14 protein-coding genes and 2 pseudogenes are annotated in these 18938 nt (G+C 36.9%); 9 read left to right on the top strand and 7 right to left on the bottom strand.

Going from position 1 to position 18938, the window contains the following annotated elements:
• The first annotated feature begins 205 nt into the window (after positions 1 to 205).
• From minC to F6K23_RS31155, 5 genes and pseudogenes are all read left to right on the top strand, one after another.
• The gene (gene minC / locus F6K23_RS31175; RefSeq protein WP_293163236.1) at positions 206 to 988 is read left to right on the top strand and encodes a septum site-determining protein MinC; all 783 of its coding nucleotides are present in this window, start codon (positions 206 to 208) and stop codon (positions 986 to 988) included.
• Positions 989 to 1459: 471 nt separating this feature from the next.
• Positions 1460 to 2266 carry a septum site-determining protein MinD gene (minD, locus tag F6K23_RS31170; protein WP_293163233.1) on the top strand — a complete coding sequence of 269 codons (807 nt, stop codon included), beginning with the start codon at positions 1460 to 1462 and terminating at the stop codon, positions 2264 to 2266.
• Positions 2267 to 2322: 56 nt separating this feature from the next.
• On the top strand, positions 2323 to 2607 hold the full coding sequence (minE, locus tag F6K23_RS31165) for a cell division topological specificity factor MinE (RefSeq protein ID WP_293163230.1): 285 nt from the start codon (positions 2323 to 2325) through the stop codon (positions 2605 to 2607).
• A 1534-nt stretch (positions 2608 to 4141) separates the two neighbouring features.
• A pseudogene (locus tag F6K23_RS31160) lies at positions 4142 to 4315 on the top strand (transposase); the annotation flags it as partial.
• A gap of 181 nt (positions 4316 to 4496) precedes the next feature.
• Positions 4497 to 4658 carry a zinc ribbon domain-containing protein gene (locus F6K23_RS31155; RefSeq protein WP_375340805.1) on the top strand — a complete coding sequence of 54 codons (162 nt, stop codon included), beginning with the start codon at positions 4497 to 4499 and terminating at the stop codon, positions 4656 to 4658.
• A gap of 477 nt (positions 4659 to 5135) precedes the next feature.
• Here the strand turns inward: F6K23_RS31155 and F6K23_RS31150 are convergent, their stop codons facing one another.
• A complete protein-coding gene (locus F6K23_RS31150; RefSeq protein ID WP_293163303.1) occupies positions 5136 to 5246 on the bottom strand; it encodes a zinc ribbon domain-containing protein in 111 nt (36 codons plus the stop codon).
• Between the two features lie 383 nt (positions 5247 to 5629).
• Positions 5630 to 6718, bottom strand: a pseudogene (locus tag F6K23_RS31145) (RNA-guided endonuclease InsQ/TnpB family protein); the annotation flags it as partial.
• A gap of 1044 nt (positions 6719 to 7762) precedes the next feature.
• Between F6K23_RS31145 and atpD the strand changes: the two are divergent.
• Together atpD and atpC are read left to right on the top strand one after the other, a co-directional pair.
• Positions 7763 to 9217, top strand: a complete 1455-nt coding sequence (atpD, locus tag F6K23_RS31140) for a F0F1 ATP synthase subunit beta (protein WP_293163227.1) — start codon at positions 7763 to 7765, stop codon at positions 9215 to 9217.
• A gap of 137 nt (positions 9218 to 9354) precedes the next feature.
• Positions 9355 to 9762, top strand: a complete 408-nt coding sequence (gene atpC, locus F6K23_RS31135; RefSeq protein WP_293163224.1) for an ATP synthase F1 subunit epsilon — start codon at positions 9355 to 9357, stop codon at positions 9760 to 9762.
• A gap of 1 nt (position 9763) precedes the next feature.
• On the opposite strand, the gene F6K23_RS31130 is transcribed toward atpC, so the two are convergent.
• From F6K23_RS31130 to F6K23_RS31120, 3 genes are all read right to left on the bottom strand, one after another.
• A complete protein-coding gene (locus F6K23_RS31130) occupies positions 9764 to 10060 on the bottom strand; it encodes a hypothetical protein (protein ID WP_293163221.1) in 297 nt (98 codons plus the stop codon).
• 268 nt (positions 10061 to 10328) lie between these two features.
• Positions 10329 to 10949 carry a DUF3177 family protein gene (locus F6K23_RS31125; protein ID WP_293163218.1) on the bottom strand — a complete coding sequence of 207 codons (621 nt, stop codon included), beginning with the start codon at positions 10947 to 10949 and terminating at the stop codon, positions 10329 to 10331.
• 212 nt (positions 10950 to 11161) lie between these two features.
• Entirely contained in the window at positions 11162 to 11389 is a 228-nt protein-coding gene (locus F6K23_RS31120; RefSeq protein WP_293163215.1) for a Calvin cycle protein CP12, read from the bottom strand.
• Between the two features lie 1468 nt (positions 11390 to 12857).
• Here F6K23_RS31120 and F6K23_RS31115 point away from each other — a divergent pair.
• The gene (locus F6K23_RS31115; RefSeq protein WP_293163212.1) at positions 12858 to 14099 is read left to right on the top strand and encodes an FIST N-terminal domain-containing protein; all 1242 of its coding nucleotides are present in this window, start codon (positions 12858 to 12860) and stop codon (positions 14097 to 14099) included.
• 673 nt (positions 14100 to 14772) lie between these two features.
• Here the strand turns inward: F6K23_RS31115 and F6K23_RS31110 are convergent.
• Positions 14773 to 15864: a metallophosphoesterase gene (locus F6K23_RS31110; RefSeq protein WP_293163209.1), complete on the bottom strand. Its 1092-nt coding sequence runs from the start codon at positions 15862 to 15864 to the stop codon at positions 14773 to 14775.
• A 1021-nt stretch (positions 15865 to 16885) separates the two neighbouring features.
• Here F6K23_RS31110 and F6K23_RS31105 point away from each other — a divergent pair.
• Entirely contained in the window at positions 16886 to 18577 is a 1692-nt protein-coding gene (locus F6K23_RS31105; protein ID WP_293163206.1) for a hypothetical protein, read from the top strand.
• Between the two features lie 107 nt (positions 18578 to 18684).
• Here the strand turns inward: F6K23_RS31105 and F6K23_RS31100 are convergent, their stop codons facing one another.
• Entirely contained in the window at positions 18685 to 18819 is a 135-nt protein-coding gene (locus tag F6K23_RS31100) for a hypothetical protein (RefSeq protein ID WP_293163203.1), read from the bottom strand.
• Positions 18820 to 18938: the final 119 nt, after the last annotated feature.

Raw genomic sequence — 18938 nt, 5'->3', positions numbered from 1 at the left:
TGAGATTTGGTATTAAAACTCAGACAACACCAGATTTTTCGCTCTTTCTGTCCTTTCTTCTGTTCTAAATAACTAATCGCCCTTCTTCCTTCTTCCCTCTTCCTTCTAGTATAAATGGTGTACTAGCACACAAATCTTAATTAATAACTGATATGATAAAATAGTCTGGCCAAAAAAAAAGATTAAAAATTAAATTCCATACTCTATGTCCTCCGATGATTCTATCTCAACAACTCCTGCCTCTACACCAGAAGTAAGTACCAACTTACAAGTCAGATTCAAAACAGAGGAAGGAAAACTGTTATTACTCTTGCCACCAGAATTTAATAATGGTGAGATAGAAAGTCCAACTGCTATGACCTGGACAGAAATTTGGCAACAGTTCAAGCAACGCCTCAACGCAGGAGAAAGATTTTGGCAGCCAAAAACAGAGGTACAGCTCATTGCTTTTGACCGCTTATTAGATACTCGTCAATTACAAGAAATATCTGAAGCTCTTTTAGAAGTAGAGCTAGAATTAACAACAGTTCAAACTTCACGTCGCCAAACTGCTGTAGCAGCAGTCACAGTTGGCTATTCTGTAGAACAAAAATCTGACATTATTACTCTCAACCAAGCTCCTACAGAAAAAGTTCAACCTATGTTTGAACCTTTATATTTACAGATGACCATTCGTTCCGGAGTAGAAATTCGGCACCCCGGTACGGTAGTTATTGTAGGAGATGTTAATCCTGGTGGTTCTGTCATTGCTGATGGAGATATTCTAGTGTGGGGTCGTTTACGAGGAATAGTCCACGCTGGTGCTAAAGGAAATTCTCAAAGTGTAATTATGACTTTACAGATGGAACCAACTATTATCAGAATTGCAGGGCAAGTAGCTAGAGGGCCAGAAAAACTACCAACTCAATTTTATCCTGAAGTTGCTTATGTGACAGATCAAGGGATTCGTATTAGTCGGATGGTAGACTTTGTTAAGATACGGCGTTGAAGAAGTAGTCAGTAGTCAGTAGTTGGTAGTCGGTAGAACCCAGAAAATGCTCCTGTAGAAAATTTATTGGAATTAGGAACTAGACAACACTACGTCTTTAAATTAACGTGCAATATATTAAGAGGGCACAAAAAAAATCAGTTTGTAACGAAAAGTAAATTCACTCAAAAACTTGTTCTCCTGTGGCACCTAGCAAATCATAACGACAATTTTTCACCCCAACCTCATTCTCTAGTGTCTTTACAAAATCAATTTTCCTTGACAAAATCACAGTTTTGATGTAATAAGAATAAGCTGATATTTCTGAAGTTAACTTTGAAGTAGCAGATTTTTTGGAGTTTACATATCTAAAAAATTGGGTAATGAAATAATTATTATGCCGTTAGAAACTCTAAACTTAATCTAAAATACCAAAATAATCTCTAAGTTTTGACTATATACAATTCTTTATTTCTTAATTTCTAATAGCTTATGAGCAAAATTATTGTTATTACTTCTGGTAAAGGTGGAGTGGGAAAAACTACTTGCACAGCAAACTTGGGCATGGCTTTAGCTCAAAAGGGTCGCCGAGTAGCCGTAGTTGATGCAGATTTCGGATTAAGAAATTTGGACTTACTACTAGGTTTAGAAAACAGAATTGTTTATACGGCAGTAGAGGTTTTAGCAGGAGAATGCCGCCTCGAACAAGCAGTAGTTAGGGATAAAAGACAACCTCGGTTGGCACTTTTACCTGCTGCTCAAAATCGAATGAAAGAAGTAGTTACTCCCCAACAAATGCAAGAGTTAGTCAATATGTTAATACCAAAATATGACTATATTCTGATTGACTCTCCTGCTGGAATTGAACAAGGTTTCCAGAACGCGATCGCCCCGGCCCAAGAAGCTATAATTGTTACAACCCCAGAAATATCTGCCGTCCGTGACGCGGATAGAGTAATTGGCCTTTTAGAAGCCAACAATGTTAAGAATATCCATCTGATAGTTAATCGGATTAGACCTCAAATGGTCCAAGCTGATGAAATGATGTCAGTACAAGACGTAGAAGAAATTCTTGCTATCCCACTGATGGGAATTATTCCAGATGATGAGAAAGTAATTGTATCTACTAACCGAGGCGAACCTTTAGTATTAGCAGAAAATATTTCTCTCGCAGGCTCAGAATTTGTTAATATTGCTCGTCGTTTAGATGGAGAAAAAGTAGATTTTATTGACCTAAACCCCCCACAAGAAAATTTCTTTACTTGGTTGCGTAAATTATTATCATCTAAAATTGTTTAAGATGGAAAAAATTACAATTTACTGAATAAATCAACTATTGAATTAACAATAAGCTAATGTTAAATGAAATTATAGAAAAACTTTTTTCTAGAAATACTCCTAGTAGTCGTAATGAAGTTAAGCGTCGTTTGAAGCTGGTTATCGCTCATGACCGTGCCGATATCAATCCCGAAATAATAGAGGCTATGAGAAAAGAAATTATGGAAGTAGTATCTCGCTATGTTGAAATAGATGACAACGATTCAGAATTTTTGTTAGAAAATAATCAAAGAGCTACAGCATTAGTGGCAAATTTGCCTATTAGACGTATTAAAGCCAGGTCAGATATTCACAATAGTTAAATAATCTCAGTTAAGTATCTGTAAAAAATTAATTCAATATTTGCTTGAAGTAGGAAACAGGCAAAATAAAATAGACCCCATCTGAAAATAGCTGTTGGGGACTCCCGTTATCATCTGTGATTTAACGGTTATAGGAAAACAGCTAGCAGATAAACTATTTTCCTCTTAAGCTTAATTTTCAGATTTTTCAACTGACTTTTGAGACTTAAGTTTTAGTGAATCAATGAAATCACTAATTACCGAATAATTAATAATTAAATAATTAAATAATTAAATAATTCACGCCTTAAAGCCCCCCCTTTAAAGGGGAAAAAAGCGGTCGTTTGCGGAGCAGTCCGTTAGGATGGGATGGCGAGGTTTCGGAGCCATATCCAATCGACCAAGAGAATAAATTTTTTCCTAATCGGTCAATCCTTTCCCTAAAAGGGAGAGGTAATTATCCATTATCCATTAATGAACTGGGTCATTGTTTTCTCATTACAGTAAATATACAAATAATTTTGTTATAGAAAAATCATATCATGTCCGGCAGCATCGGTCTTGTATAGCAAAGGTAAGGAAGAAGGAAGAGGGAAGAAGGAAGAGGGAAGAGAGAAGAGGAAGAAAGGCTACCCTCGCAAGAAAAAAACCATTATTTCCTGCAGATATTCACCCTTGGGTTTACACAAACGATATAAACGGACATGATATCATGGGTCTAATACCATGGGTGAAAAAAGAATGTTGCGCATAATTTGAGTGATTTCTAGACTTTACCAATAATGTCCTTTTGACTAAAAATTAAACTTTCTGAACTACTAGCAATAACTTAACTATTTATACCAAATATTTATCAAAATGATATAACACATTATGACTGCCCTAAAGTATTAATTAATCCTTTAATCTATAATTAATATTACTGAAAAAATTGCTTAAAAAAATATAAATTATCTACTCCGAATCGACCATTTTTTCTAAAGATGCCGATGATATTTCCAAAGATATTTGACATTTTTTCTGATTGTAATTACTTTTAAAACATAAAATTATTCTCATGGGTTGACATACTCCCCGGTGTAAACGCACGGGGATTCTTACCCAGTGGTGATTCTTGGTTTGCCTTCCGCAAGACTATGCCAACAAGGACGTAACTTCCTGAATCAGGTTGCCCATCATCAGTAGAGATTGTTATTTCCCCAAGGGTTTCCCTTAGCGTTTGCGCAGCATTCCGACAGGAAAACTCCTCTGTAGGAGGCTAAATCGGCAGTTCCTGTATGCCCTACGTTACTGTTATTCCACTCAATAGTTCATAAAGATATAGTCAAATATGACATATCCTTCGGATCGCAGGTGTTACCCTGACGCTCGTGTTAGCGTAGCTCCTCCGTTTGCGCAGCATGACCTAGGAAAGGAGGCACTACAACACCACGCCAGTTGCATGACTGTTGGGAGACCCGCAAGGGCGCACTGGCTTCTCTATCCTATGGTCAAAGACAAAAGGGAGCTGCTTTTTCTTTTCCTCTTTTTTGATGATCTCCCTGATTCAATTTCTACTAGGAAAACCTTTGGGTCAAATAACTATCAAAAAGCTAGGCTGAAAGTAGCTAGGATACACGCAAAAATTAAAGATTCAAGACTAGACTATACCCATAAGCTAACCACTCAGCTAATCAAAGAAAACCAATTGATTGTAGTGGAAGATTTAGCGGTAAAAAACATGGTTAAAAAGCGGTGCGACCCCGCGACGACCCCAGCTCGCTTGCGGAACGCGCACCAAGAGACCATAAATTAGCTAGTGCAGAACGGCGGAAATAACTGACCAGTTACAAAATCCTAAAAGCCTTACCAATCAATACTTCTGACTTCTGAGTTCTGAGTTCTGACTTCCGCGTAGCGGCACTAGGGCGATAAGTGATGCCAACTGGTCCGAGTTAGTCAGGCAATTAGAGTACAAAGCTGAATGGTATGGACGGGAATTAATCAAGATTGACCGATACTTTCCTAGTTCTAAGCGTTGCTCTAATTGTGGTCATGTAGTGGAGAAATTACCTCTAAACATTAGAGAGTAGGATTGTCCAGAGTGTGCAGCTCACCATGACAGGGACATCAACGCCAGTATAAACATTTTGCGGATGGGAACCCGCGTCGGCGTCTGACCGCAAGCGGTCAGACCCCGCGCCGCCGACAGGCGCAAGCGGTCGGAACCCGCGACGACGCTAGTCGCAAGGGAACGCCGACCAAGAGAGGGAATGCTGACCAAGAGAGGGAACGCCCACCCTCGAAGGCTGCGGGAGGAGCAGTGTCAGCGCCAGTCGCTCATGGGGGAGACCCCCTTTGGCGGCGCTGGCTTGTCTGTGGAGCGCGCTTTTAGACCCGAGGGGAATAAATCCCGGAAGGCGGGTGCTAAGAAACAGAAAGTCTCTAACAGTGATGCTAGGGAATCCCGCGCTGTCTCATAGAGCAGGGTCGGGAGGATGTCAAGATACCTACTATTTCTAATCCACGATTCAATATATTGTGTGCTGCATTAGTATCACGGCATATTTCTATATGACAATATGAGGACAAATATGAGTACGAGTTGATAAATACTTTTTAACTCTATGCCCACAATTAGAACAATCAGTAGAAGTGAAATTAGGATTTACCGAAACAATTGATGAACCACATTGTCATAATCACGCGCCCTGTAAGGAGGTTTCATGGAACGTCTCTACTGTGGTCTACCGTGCAGGAAAACTGCTATAATAGCCCAGTCTTTAAGCTGTCTAGTTACCTTCAAATGACATTTTTCTAGTCTAATTATTGCTTTGTGGTAATTATTTGATTGAGACAGTACCTACAACTCTCAATAAAGAGTTTTTAACCTTTAGATCGCTGAAAGCCTTAGCTATTAATAGTTATTCCAAGAACTTCGCACTGTCTAGTTACTAAGATTACTATTTCTTTGATTTCTGCTTCATAAAACCGATATAAAACGTCATAATTAGTGATATTTTAATGTTTACTTCTTGCTTCCACTGAGGCCGTCGGCGGTAACTCATCCACAAGCATTGACGGTCAAGCCGACCGCATTTTTCAAATTTATACTTGCATTCAAATCTCTGTCTATAGATATGCCACACTCAGAGCAATCAAAAGTCCTCAGATGCAATGGCATATCTTGAACATGACCGCAGTTATAACAAGTTTTTGAAGACGGAAAAAATCTGTCAACTATAGCTAGTTCAGAGCCATACCACTGAGTTTTATATTTTAACTGCCTACGGAATTCATAAAACCACTATCTGCTAACTGATTTAGCTAGTTTATGATTAGCTAACATTCCAGATACATTTAGGTCTTCTATCACAACAATGCCGTGGTTCTTGGCTAGATATGTTGTCAGTTTATGAAGCGCATCTTTGCGGATGTTAGCTACTCGCCTATCTTGTTTGGCTAGCCTGACTACAGCTTTGTACCAATTGCTTGAATGCTTAACTTTCCTACTCAGTTGTCGTTGTAACTTAGCTAGTTTGTTTTGGGCTTGACGGTAAGGCAAAACACTCTTGAAGACTTCACCATTACTTAATGTTGCTAATGTTTTAATGCCTAAATCTACACCTACAACTTCAGTAGTTTTTGAAGTTGCAGTCGGAGTAAATTCATAACTACAGCTAAGATACCAATCACCAGCTTGTCTGCTGATAGTTATTTTTTGAGTTGTTGCTTCAATCGGTTCATAAGTTTTAACAATACCAATAAAAGGTAATTTGTGACTCCATCCGTTTAATTCTATTGGCTTTCCACAACTATCAATTGTGAAAGAATCATGTTTACCTTTTTTCTTAAACCTTGGGCGTTTACCCAACCCTTGAAAGAACCTCTTAAATGCTTCACCCAAGTTGATGTTTGCGCAGCATTCCGTAGGAAAAGCATACTGATAAACTTTAGACGACAAGTTTTTCATCCAGGGGTAGAGGGGTTTGGTGTGTAAGGTAAAAACCTCTCTGAGTTTACGAGGGTTGGGCTTGTAACCATCTGTGTAAGCAGTATTCCATAAACTTAAACCCCAGTTGTAGCACCATCGAGAGTAGCCCGCGTGTTGTGCCATCAGAGTTTTTTGTTTATTATTTAATTTGAGTTTGGTTAGTCATGGATTTCATGGAGATTGAGCGCATCCTGTCTAATGGTATGCTTTTTTACGTATTATATCGTTATTCGTTGATTAAGTCAATGCTCTAGTATGATTTGATGACATATTTTTGCAGATAAAACTATGAGATGCCCAAATATTATAGATCGAGCACCAGAAGGGGGAAGCTTTAGACCCAGGTTTTTGGCAAAAATTTCGAGCGATCGCTAATTTCTTAAATCAATTTGACAAATATTTTCCGATTAAAACACATATCATTCGTTTTTCAAACTTGACAATAATCACACAAAATGATATTGACAGTAATCAGATAAAAAAGTCCTCAGCAAAATAATTAATATCTCCTTTGATGAACCCTTCAGTGATACTCTAAAAAATGACAGTGCAATTTGTTCAGTCGAAAGGCCAAAGTAAAAAGCCCGGATGATTGATGTAGAGCATGGGGTTGAGGCCAACCTAATATATTCAAGAATCTCTGTGGGTTAAAATGCCTTCCCTAGATACAAATGGAGAAACACATGAGAATGGTCACCAATCCCTTCTCAAACTTTACCCATGAAACTACAACAGAATTATCCTTTTTATCGAAGAGATATATCTGAGTAGCAGAGGGTCAGTTACTAAAAAATAAATAGTCCATCGATAGTATGGTCGGGCATCCAAAAACTAAGGCCAATTACCTGAACAACTGGGGACAGCCCCACATAATACTAACTGTTGCCAGAGCGTAGCTAGTTAAGCAGTCTGGAAGAACCAGTAATCCCACTGACGTCAGTCTGGGAAAATCCACTTCCTGAAGTGAGTGGAGTATGTCAATCAGCGACTACTACTGGAAGTAAGTGCGATATATTATTTTTCACACTTAAGCAAAACCTTCAGATATTTGGTCAGACCTATATTCTGAAAATTGCAGATATAGAGGAAGATTAATCGAACAAGAAGCCCACACTAAAAGCAACAGCAAGCTTTCATGCCATAGCAGTGTCAGTGTCGGGTATATTAATTTGGATAGCTAAATAAGCATATAGAATAGATAGAATGGTAAGCACCGCAGAAAAAACAAACGTAGGACAAATTACTCAAATTATCGGTCCAGTTGTAGATGCTAAATTCCCTAGTGGAAGTCTTCCAGAAATCTACAATGCCCTAACAATTACAGGTCAAAACGAAGCTGGACAAGATGTTTCTGTCACCTGTGAAGTGCAACAACTTCTAGGCGACAACCAAGTTAGAGCTGTGGCTATGAGTGGCACGGATGGCCTTGTACGTGGTATGGAAGTAGTAGACACTGGGGCTGCAATTAGTGTACCTGTAGGCACTGCTACTCTAGGTAGAATATTTAACGTGATCGGCGAACCAGTAGACGAACTTGGCCCAGTGGGAACTGAGGAGAAATCTGCTATTCACCGTGAATCTCCTAAATTTGTAGAGCTAGAAACTAAGCCTTCCGTTTTTGAAACAGGTATTAAAGTTGTAGACCTACTAGCTCCCTATCGTCGTGGTGGAAAAATTGGATTATTTGGTGGTGCGGGTGTAGGTAAAACCGTTATCATTATGGAATTAATTAATAACATCGCTAAAGCTCACGGTGGAGTATCCGTGTTTGGTGGCGTGGGAGAGCGGACTCGTGAAGGTAATGACCTTTACAATGAAATGATTGAGTCTGGAGTAATTAACCCAGACAACCTCCCCGACTCTAAAGTGGCCTTGGTTTACGGTCAGATGAACGAACCACCAGGAGCAAGAATGCGTGTGGGTCTATCTGCTCTAACAATGGCAGAATATTTCCGGGATGTTAGTAAGCAAGACGTGCTACTTTTCATTGACAACATTTTCCGGTTTGTACAAGCAGGTTCTGAAGTATCTGCACTTCTGGGAAGAATGCCATCTGCGGTAGGATATCAACCTACCCTGGGTACAGAGATGGGTGAATTGCAAGAAAGAATTACATCCACAAAAGAAGGTTCTATTACTTCTATTCAAGCAGTATATGTACCTGCGGATGACTTGACAGACCCTGCACCTGCTACTACCTTCGCTCACCTAGACGCAACTACAGTATTGTCAAGGGGACTTGCTTCTAAAGGTATTTACCCAGCAGTTGACCCCTTAAACTCTACATCTACTATGTTGCAACCAAGTGTAGTAGGTGACGAGCATTATGCTGTAGCTCGTTCAGTACAATCTACTCTACAAAGGTACAAAGAACTTCAGGATATTATCGCTATCTTAGGTTTGGACGAATTATCTGAAGATGACCGTCTAACAGTAGCTCGCGCTCGTAAAATAGAGCGTTTCCTATCACAACCTTTCTTTGTAGCTGAAGTATTTACAGGTTCTCCTGGTCAATATGTGAAGCTCGATGATACAATGAAAGGCTTCAAAATGATTTTATCTGGTGAACTTGATGAGTTACCAGAACAAGCTTTCTACATGGTGGGAGGTATTGACCAAGTCATTGCCAAAGCTGAAAAAATGAAGGCAGAAGCATAGTCTTAGTAGCTATGTTGATCGTTAGTTAGCGAAAAAATGTTGACAGTTGGCTTGTTGGTTATCGATGCTGAGATCTACTAGTCAACTGACAACTCAGTAACTAACGCAAATAAAAATAAACAAAAAATGATTGACAAATGACATTAACTGTGCGTGTAATATCTCCCGACAAGACAGTTTGGGACTCGGAAGCTCAAGAAGTAATCCTACCAAGTACAACAGGTCAATTAGGAATTTTAAGTGGACACGCTCCGATGTTAACTGCCCTTGATGCAGGAGTAATGCGAGTTCGTCCTCAAAAAGATTGGGTAGCGATCGCCCTGATGGGTGGTTTTGCTCAAGTAGAAGCAGATGAAGTGACGATACTTGTTAATGGTGCGGAAAAAGGAGACACTATTGACAAACAAGCAGCTCGTATAGCTTACAATGAGGCTGAATCTAGTCTGGAAAAAGCTGAAAACGGCGACCTTCAAGCAAAAATAAAGGCCAAACAAGCTTTAAAGCGAGCTAGAGCGCGTCTGCAAGCTTCTGGTGGGGCTAACTAAACTAAACTCCTACTTCTAGTAGCAGGGACTGCATTTGTTCCCTAGTCAGTCCCTGTTTAAGATAAGTAGGTGATTCTGGATTGTAGGGACTAGCAACCAAATCGATACTAATAATTTTAGCTGTTTCTGGTAATACAGGTATATCTGGGTCGAAAGCTGTAGGTTTGATTAGGGAACTAGAAAAACCTTTAAAAATAGCTATTTCATCTGGTTCTCCATCAATTTCAACTTTAACTATTAATACTTGATTCGGTTTTTTAATTGTGTATTGTTCCAAACGATGAGAAATGCTATTCATTTCTTTATTGATTGATAAAGCACTCTATATAAGATCACTGAATAACTTTCAGTAGATAGTTAAACAATTAATTATTAATTATTTACTCTCCTTAAAAAGCATAGGATTAGCCAGTATTTTTTTCTTTATTTATTCTTTAAATAAAAGCCTTTCAACCTTAATTATTCGATAAAATTTGCTTTATTCTCCTTATAGCAAATTCATTTTTACTCAAAGGATTTTCAAGGAGAGGTAATTATTAATTATTAATTATTAATTATTAATTATATTAATTGCCTGTTGCCGATCGCCCTTGCTTCTGTAACTTAACCAAAACAAAATAACAGAGAAAAATTGTATAGATTATTAATCCGGTAAAACCCAAGAAACCAATAAATTCTTGAGGCCAGTCTGGATGGAAAATTTGTTTAAATAACCATGGGGGGTCTAGCCAAACATTACAAAATGAATCTTCGAGTAAATCATTTCGGGATTTAAAAGCACACCCCAAAAGAGGAATTTGGAATAATGCTCCGATTAAATTATAAAATGTAGTAGCCCAACGCCAAGAAGTTAAACTAGCCTTCAGAGGAGAATTTCGTAATTCTCTAATTTCCTCATTCAAATCTACCCAAAACCACAAAGATATAGGAATTAAAATTCTAGCTATTAATGATGTTAAAAAACTGATAGGTACTGCTGCAATCATTAAGTAAACTGTGATTGCCAATAAACTAGAAACTCGCCAATAAGTAATCAACAAACGTTGAATAGATTCAGATTTTTTGACAAAAGCCCAAATTAAAATAAACAGGGGTAGTACCACAGTAAATAATACCGCTAGCCTATAGTCCATCCAGACCCAAATCTCCAATCCAGATGTGATGGCTATGGGTAAAAAATTTAACATAATTAGTAACTTATAAAAATAGTAACTTATAAAAATTTAACTATAATCGTAATTAACTTTAAAAAGTTATTTCTGGTATATTTTTTTCTAATGATAAGCAACTGAATTAATAAGTTCAACAATATTTCAGTTGCTTACCAGGCAAGCATTAAATTAATATGTTTAATTTAATAAACTACGGCTGAATAGCTTATTAAATCAATAAATTGGCTCTAGTTGTCATATACTCGACACTCAACAGCCTCAGGATTATCATCGCAATAATTTTCCAAGGAACTTTGAGACTTGTTTTGCTTTTGATGAGCAGACTCAGCTTGAAGCTCTTCTACCGAATCCCAAGCTACTGCACATTCCTTGGAATTAGCACCAGAAGCATCACAAATAGCACGAGCTTCTTCGCGCTCTTGTTCAATTTTTTCCTGAATGTTGTTATTAGTCATAGTTTTTTTATTCTTAACTTAACTTAACTTAACTTACTACCTACGATTTTTGGTACACAATTCCTAAATATAAAATTAAGGGTTAGAAATTGAAAAATAGGTCAGGTAAAGAGACAAATTAAAATTTAACCTCTTTATCATTTATATATGCTACGAGAGATTCCCTACCAAATGATCTTGATATTTTAATATTCATTGACAAAAAAATCAAACTTTCAAACTGTACTAAATGTCCAGCTTGCTAAACAATACTTAATATATTAACATAACAGATAACGATAACCTGTTTTATAAGTAACATTTATGAAATTAAATTAAAAATATTATGATAATAATTTAAGTAGCGCTATACCAATTAGAGTGAGTAATTGTACAAAAATTTGATTGTTAGAAATAGGGAAAATAAAGGATAATACAAATACTGGATTTTTACTTTTACAAAGGTTTTAATATTACCAATAGTCTATTTTAAGCAAAGATTTAGCAGTTTTATATAAAACTTCCTAATAATTATCTGGCAAAGTTAAATAAACTTAATCAAAATTCGTCTCTAACAAATAATGATATTAAATGTACCAAAAATAATTGATTATTATCAAGTTATGCGACTACAAAAATCATATTAATTACTGTCTTTTCCACAGAAACACAGGTAATTAAAATCAACAATTGGCACTAACCAAGAGTTAAAATTAATCTTTAGACTTTCACCAGACCTTTTATAACTATTAAATTATTCAAAGGAAGAAGGAAAAATCTTACTTTGTCTAAGTTTTAAGCTGTTGAGTTGTCCGTGCCCTTTGCATCGTATTATCTGTCTAGTCTATTCTTATATAAAGCAAGCAGAAGTTTGTATCTATATCCCTTACTGACTCCAAACTACTAAAAATCATACTGTTATATCAAATCTGGGGGAATTGGACATAATACCAATTTTATGTGAGGCTGCATAGAATTATTTGTTAGGTGGTAGGTGGCGCGGTGGCACATAATTATGAAATTTATTAACAAGTCTTTCTTTAATGCACAGGCAACGCCTGATTAAAATATTGTTCTATGCAACTTTATATGAATTTGGTATAAAAAAAATATCCAATCATCATAATTACTAAGTCTTTGTGATTTCCTCTCCTTCTGACTCCTGACTCCTAAAGACGACCAATCTATAACTGTTTAACCGGATTTGATATTATTCAGCAACGCCAATTCTTTAAACTTTTCAACCAAACATGATATTAATTGAGTCCCGGTTCAATTTTTGCCATCAACTAGAATTAGAAAGAGTTAATTGATGACTATTAACGCAGTTATTCCGAAAGAGGCTAACTAGTAACAGAATAGTGGAGGTCAATTATGAACCTGTTAAAAATCTTAACAGTTAACTGATAACTAATACCTGATGACCGATAATCCCAACTATACTGAAATATTAATATTAAAAATATATTCACAAGGAGCCTCCATATAGATGCAGTGGTCAAACTCTCTATCAACCCGTCCCTCATTAGAAGCAGCAGTTAAAGAAGTAGCACAAAAAAGTTTAGAATCATTAGGAACTACAGCAGATTTAGGACTGGTATTTATCTCCTCAGCCTTTACCAGTGAATATTCACGACTCATGCCTCTACTAAAAGAATATTTACCAGAAACAGTACTCGTCGGTTGTGGAGGTGGTGGTATAGTTGGTATGAATGATGATGGAAAACCACAAGAATTAGAACACCAACCAGCCATTAGTCTCAGTTTGGCACATTTGCCAGAAGTCACAGTAACAGCTTTTCACATCTGTGCAGAACAACTACCAGACTTAGACAGTTCTCCCGATGACTGGTGTAATCTCATCGGAGTACCTACTACAGACAATCCTCAATTTATTATACTCGCTGACCCATTTTCTGCCAAAATAAATGACCTGCTTCAAGGGCTAGATTATGCTTATCCTAATTCAGCTAAAGTAGGAGGATTAGCTAGTAGTGGCCCTACTGGCAACAGTGCAGGACTTTTTTGTGAAGACCGCCTTTGTGAAGAAGGAGCTGTAGGAGTCTCTCTATCTGGCAAGATTATTTTAGAAACAATAGTAGCACAAGGCTGTCGGCCTATTGGTAAACCATATCGTGTTACAGAAGGAGAACGTAATATAGTTCTAGAACTTGAAGAAGTCGTTAGTTCTGACCAAATGGTAGGTGGTATTAAACAATCTCCACTAGAAGCATTACAAGGCTTAGTACAAAATCTCAACGAACAAGACAGGAAGCTAGCAGAAAATTCTCTCTTTGTCGGTATAGTAAGAGACGAATTTCAGCAAAACTTAAAACAGGGAGATTTTCTAATTCGTAATTTAATTGGAGTTGACCCTAAAGCAGGAGCGATCGCCATTGGTGATAAGGTAAGGGCGGGCCAACGAATTCAATTTCATTTACGAGATGCTAATACCTCAGCAGAAGATTTAGAAATTTTACTAGAGCGCTATCAAAGAGAAGTTTCTTTTGAGACTAAATCTACAAATAATGCTACGGCTTTAATGTTTTCTTGTTTGGGACGAGGAGAAGGACTATATGGTAAACCTAACTTTGATTCTAGATTATTTAGTAGTTATTTGAATATCCCTATCAGTGGCTTTTTCTGTAATGGTGAAATTGGTCCGGTGGGTGGTAGTACATTTTTACATGGTTATACATCTGTATTTGGTATTTGTCGTCAACCTTTTTGAAGAAGGAAGAAGGAAGTGGATGGGGACTCAAACCTCAACCAATTGTCAACACCCTGTAGACGGCGGGGTATTATACCAATTTGATAAATATTTGCTACATTTTCGCATTGTGTGGCAGTAGGGGAGTGGGTAGGGACGTTGCATGCAGCATTCCTACGTCGAAGTAGGGTTTGCGTATGGAAAGTCTTTTGGTAGAGGTAGGAGTCAGTCCTCAGGAGTCAACTCACCCCCGCGCTCCTCCCAGGAGGGGGAGTCAGGAGGAATGGGAATTATAGAGGAGGTAGTCGGAAAAATTGTAAGAGTGATTTTTCTGCCATAATCGTCCCAAAATACTAGCTTTATGCAGCTCGTATCCACCGAAAAGCTGACACTTTTTTAGACAAAAATAATGCTACAATCAATATCAGTCAATGCTTTGATATTTAATCAGCAAGCCCGAAGTAAACATAAGAATAATTAACAATAAATGACTAATAACTGTCAAAAAAAATATTCAATCTATGTTAATTATTTAATGATTAAAGTGTTACTTAAATATACCATTCTTTTTTCAAGTTGGTATTAAACCAAAAGAAAAAGATAATTAGTCAAAAGTAAAAAATAGTAACTTTTGACTTGACTACTTTTAATTATTTAAAAGATAAAAGTTATGATTTTTTTTCAGGAGAGCTGATTATTGCAACAGTAACGTAGCATTATTATCAATACTATTAGTGGCGCTAAAACTTTCAAAATATTGTCTAGCATGAGGCGGAAATTCAGGGAAGTTAAACACAGCATCACCACCCGCAATATCTGCCCAAAAATAACGTAGACTAGGAGCAAGTTTTTCTGCTATTTCTGGTGATAAATTTACAGGAGGATTAGTCAAAAGTTTAAACATAAAACGAAAGGATCGATCGCCAAGCCAGTTCCTAGAAACATCACTAAGAGTGGGAAAATTAGGCAAAGAATTAACTCGATGACTTTCAATTTTTAAAGACTGCTGACCACTAGAGTCGGTAGTAAAATTAATGATACGATAAGGATGAGGATAAGTAACTAAAGAACCAGTTGTAATTTCATAAATTCCTTGATATTCAGCAATATCCTGAACATGAAGATGACCAGTAAATATCAGCTTAACCCCAGCAGATTGAAGAATATCTAACAATGCAAACCTATTTTCTAACATATAACGACGACCAAGAGAATTATGAGATTGATCTGGTAAATGTTCAATCACATTATGATGTAACATCACCATCACTAATTCCTCTTTTGTAGTAGTTAAAACCTGTTTCAACCAATCTAATTGTTCTGCTTCTAAACCACCTGTATATTCTTGTTTACCCGAGCCATCAAACTGATTAGAATTAAGCCCAATTATTCGCACTCCAGGAAAAATTTGTTTAGTGTAATATAATCGTTCCTCGTAATCAAATCCACAATGGTGATAATAACTAGGAAAATCTGCCAAACCAATAGAATAATCATTGGTAAATTTTGTCGGTACATCGTGATTACCGGGCACTACATAAACTGGATAAGGAAGTGTAGCTAATTTTTTACTTAACCAGGTATGATTTTCAAGCTCACCATCTTGAGTTAAATCTCCAGGTAATAGTAAAAAATCAATATCTAGCTTACTTAAATTTTCTAATACTACTTCAAAAGCAGGAATACTAACTTCTACCAAATGAAAACGATGCGCTTGTTCCGCAATAGTATTAGGAACTGCAATATGTAAATCACTAGCAATAGCAAATCTAAAATTCAAAGCCATGGAAAAAGTCCTCTGGAAATTAGGCTAAATCAATCGTTAACTAGCTATCAGCATTTTCCGTACCGGAATGCTATGCAAACAGCACTCAGCTTTGTAGTGGGCTAAAAGTTTAGGTTTAAACCCCCTTAGCGCAAAGCTGACTACTAAAGGCCAATCGACTGTTTGCGGAGCATTCTGGACCGAAACGCTTTTTAATTATTTCTATAGATTTTCATTATATTTCACAACTAGCGATCAATCACAAAGATGGCCTTAAATCAGAAGTCAGAAGTCACAAATAATCCCTCACTAACTTTGAGCATTTTGCATTTTCATAGATGTCCGCGCCCTATTTGCGTAGTTATATAGATGAGCTGACCTACCACTAATTAATAAACTTGTTGCAAAATAAGCTCAAAGAGTAGCTAAAACTCTTATATGTTAAAGGTTTTAGTCTTTGTTTATTTACCTAAATTGAAAGGCTTATACAGTAAGCTTTTGAGCAGTTTTAGTTTTTATTTCCTCACAACTCTAATATTTTAATGTTTAGTGGGATTCTCAAAACAATTTATACTCCGGTAATGATGTAGTCCAAGGAAAGGGCGCTAACACACCAAAAGCTTAAAACTCAGACAACGCCAGATTTTTCCTTCTTCCTTCTGTTGTAGATAATGAATCCCCTAGATAATGAATCCCCTAGATAACTAAAGCTTTCTTCCTTCTTCCTTCTGCTATAAAAGCTACATCCGCTAGTCCTAGAGAATTGAGAATTGAATTATTTCTTAATAAATTCAAAAAACTGCCGTAAGACAGGAAGTTTAATTTTTGTCTATACTAAACTAATAAAATAAAATGTTAAATGAATTTTATTATAGATACTTAAGCTAATAATTATCTACCCTTAAATAAAATATATTTTTTCTCTAACTGTATTACTCGCCGTATTACTAATATATATAAACATAATAAGATGGTTGACGGTGAGAGATGATAACATTAATATAATAATCAGAAGGCAATCTCTAAATCCTAGGTGAAAGCAATGCCAGAAGCGGAACTTCCTGGAAACCAACACTTACCAGAAACAAATAATCCAGTAAGTAATCAAAAACTGGGCTATAATAATGATAATGTAGACCAGATCAAACCAGCTCTTGAATCAGAAATACACACATCTGTCCCAGAGGATGATGAGTGGGAAACAGTTAATTTTCCTGGTGTCATTAGTGTAGATTCAATTCCAGTAGTAGGAACAGCTTCAGCAGAAGCAGAAAATTTAGTACCAACCAATCAAAATCAACCTCCAAAAAAGTCCCAGGAAACTTCAGAAATTAAAGTAGGCCCAACAAAAGACTCCATTGAAGAGCTAGAATCTACAAATCTTATGGAAGCTCTACATGATTGTAACCGCGAACTGGTAAATCGAGTTACAGACCTAGAAACAGCCTTAGAAGAATGTCAAGAAACTCTAGAAAATCAAGAAAAGTTGCTAGAAGAAAGAACTAAAGAATTAGCAGCAACTCAACAACAGGTAACTCGCCTATTCTACAAGTTGGAACTATGTAATCAAATTATTCAACGTCAGGAAGTTTTAGTAGAGTCTCTAACAGATAAGTGGGATGTGAGTCAGCAACAACAGGCGCAAATGGAACGAGAATGTGCCTTAACTAAACAATCTTATAGCCAACAAGTTTATCATCTCAAAGAATTAGAAAATAGTTGCAAAGAATTGCGGGCAAGACTATACCGCCAGCAGCAGCAAACTCTACAGTTTAAAGCAGCATTAGAAAGATGCTTAGAAATGCCAGGGAGAATAAATATAGATACAGTAGATATACCAACAGAAATATCTACAGAAGAATCTCCGGTAATAGCATCTCAGGTGCATTCTTTATCTGAACCTCAAAAACAAGAACATCTCTTTGTCAACTCTAACACTAAAAAACCACCCTCATTAAATTCCGAACCAGTTAAACCTTGGTCGCCACAGCCAAAAAATCAACAGCAACAAGAAGCTCTTTTTAGCAATAAAGAAAAAAATATTGCCAAAATTAGCCTGGGCAAGAAAATAGATTTACCACAAGCTTTAGCAGAACCTGAACAGGTAGCATTATCAGACAAAAATATTTATCAAAACGAGTTATCTCAAGAGGTCAGTACAAGTCAATTAAATCCTAGTTTACCCTCGTTTAGTAGAATAGGTGAAGACCCAAATTATGAATTGATAGATGAAAAATCACCAGCAATGGCATTAGAAGATATCGAGTCAGAAGAATATGTAGTTATGGAGGAAAACTATTTAGATGAATATAGAAATTCATCTCAGGAAGTAGAAAAATTGGCAGAAAATAACATAATAGTAGAGGAATATCTAGAAGGTGATACTTCTGAATATGAAGCAATAACAACAGTTAAAAGCGAACGCATATCATGGAATATAGCTACAGGAAAGTGGAATGTTAGTGAGTATCAAGAAGAGCCAGAAAAAGACATAGATGCAGAAGGCTTTTTTGAAGTATCAGAGGATGTGGAGCAATATCAAGAACAGACACCCCCACCAAGTAGTAAGTTACATCTACCAACTTGGGAACCACTTGTATTTGAACCTGAAGTTCTTGAAGAAGATGTGGTATCAGAAGTACCACAAAAACAGCACCTGTCACTAGGAGCAATAGATTTACCTAGCTTTCCTAGAATTCCTATTGACGATCAACCATCGGCAGTGAATGGGTAAAATAAACATCTCCAAAAAAAATCTAGAAACGTTGAGCAAGAGTCAGGGGTCGGAGAACAAAGAAAACTTGCTGTGTATAAATAACAGAATTTGTTTGAAGGCGCTATTCAATGGACTGTATAGAACCCCCGATCGTATCTTTTAAAACTTAGGCGATCGCTAATCTCTGGAGCATTAGTCGAATCAAACGGCATATTAACCTTGGCAGTAGCATTTTCCAGAGTTCTTTTCCTGGTATCCACTCAATATGATGGGGTAGGCAATGATTATAATTGCCAAGACCAACCAAAGGAACTAACAGAAGAGCGATCGCGAATAATACTTGCCAGAGACGGAATATTACCTGCCCTCAAAATGCGGT

Source organism: Okeania sp. SIO2C9 (genome assembly GCF_010672455.1).
Taxonomy (GTDB): domain Bacteria; phylum Cyanobacteriota; class Cyanobacteriia; order Cyanobacteriales; family Microcoleaceae; genus Okeania.
The sequence above is the reverse complement of the archived record's forward strand: the minus strand, read 5'-3'. Positions and strand labels throughout refer to the sequence as shown.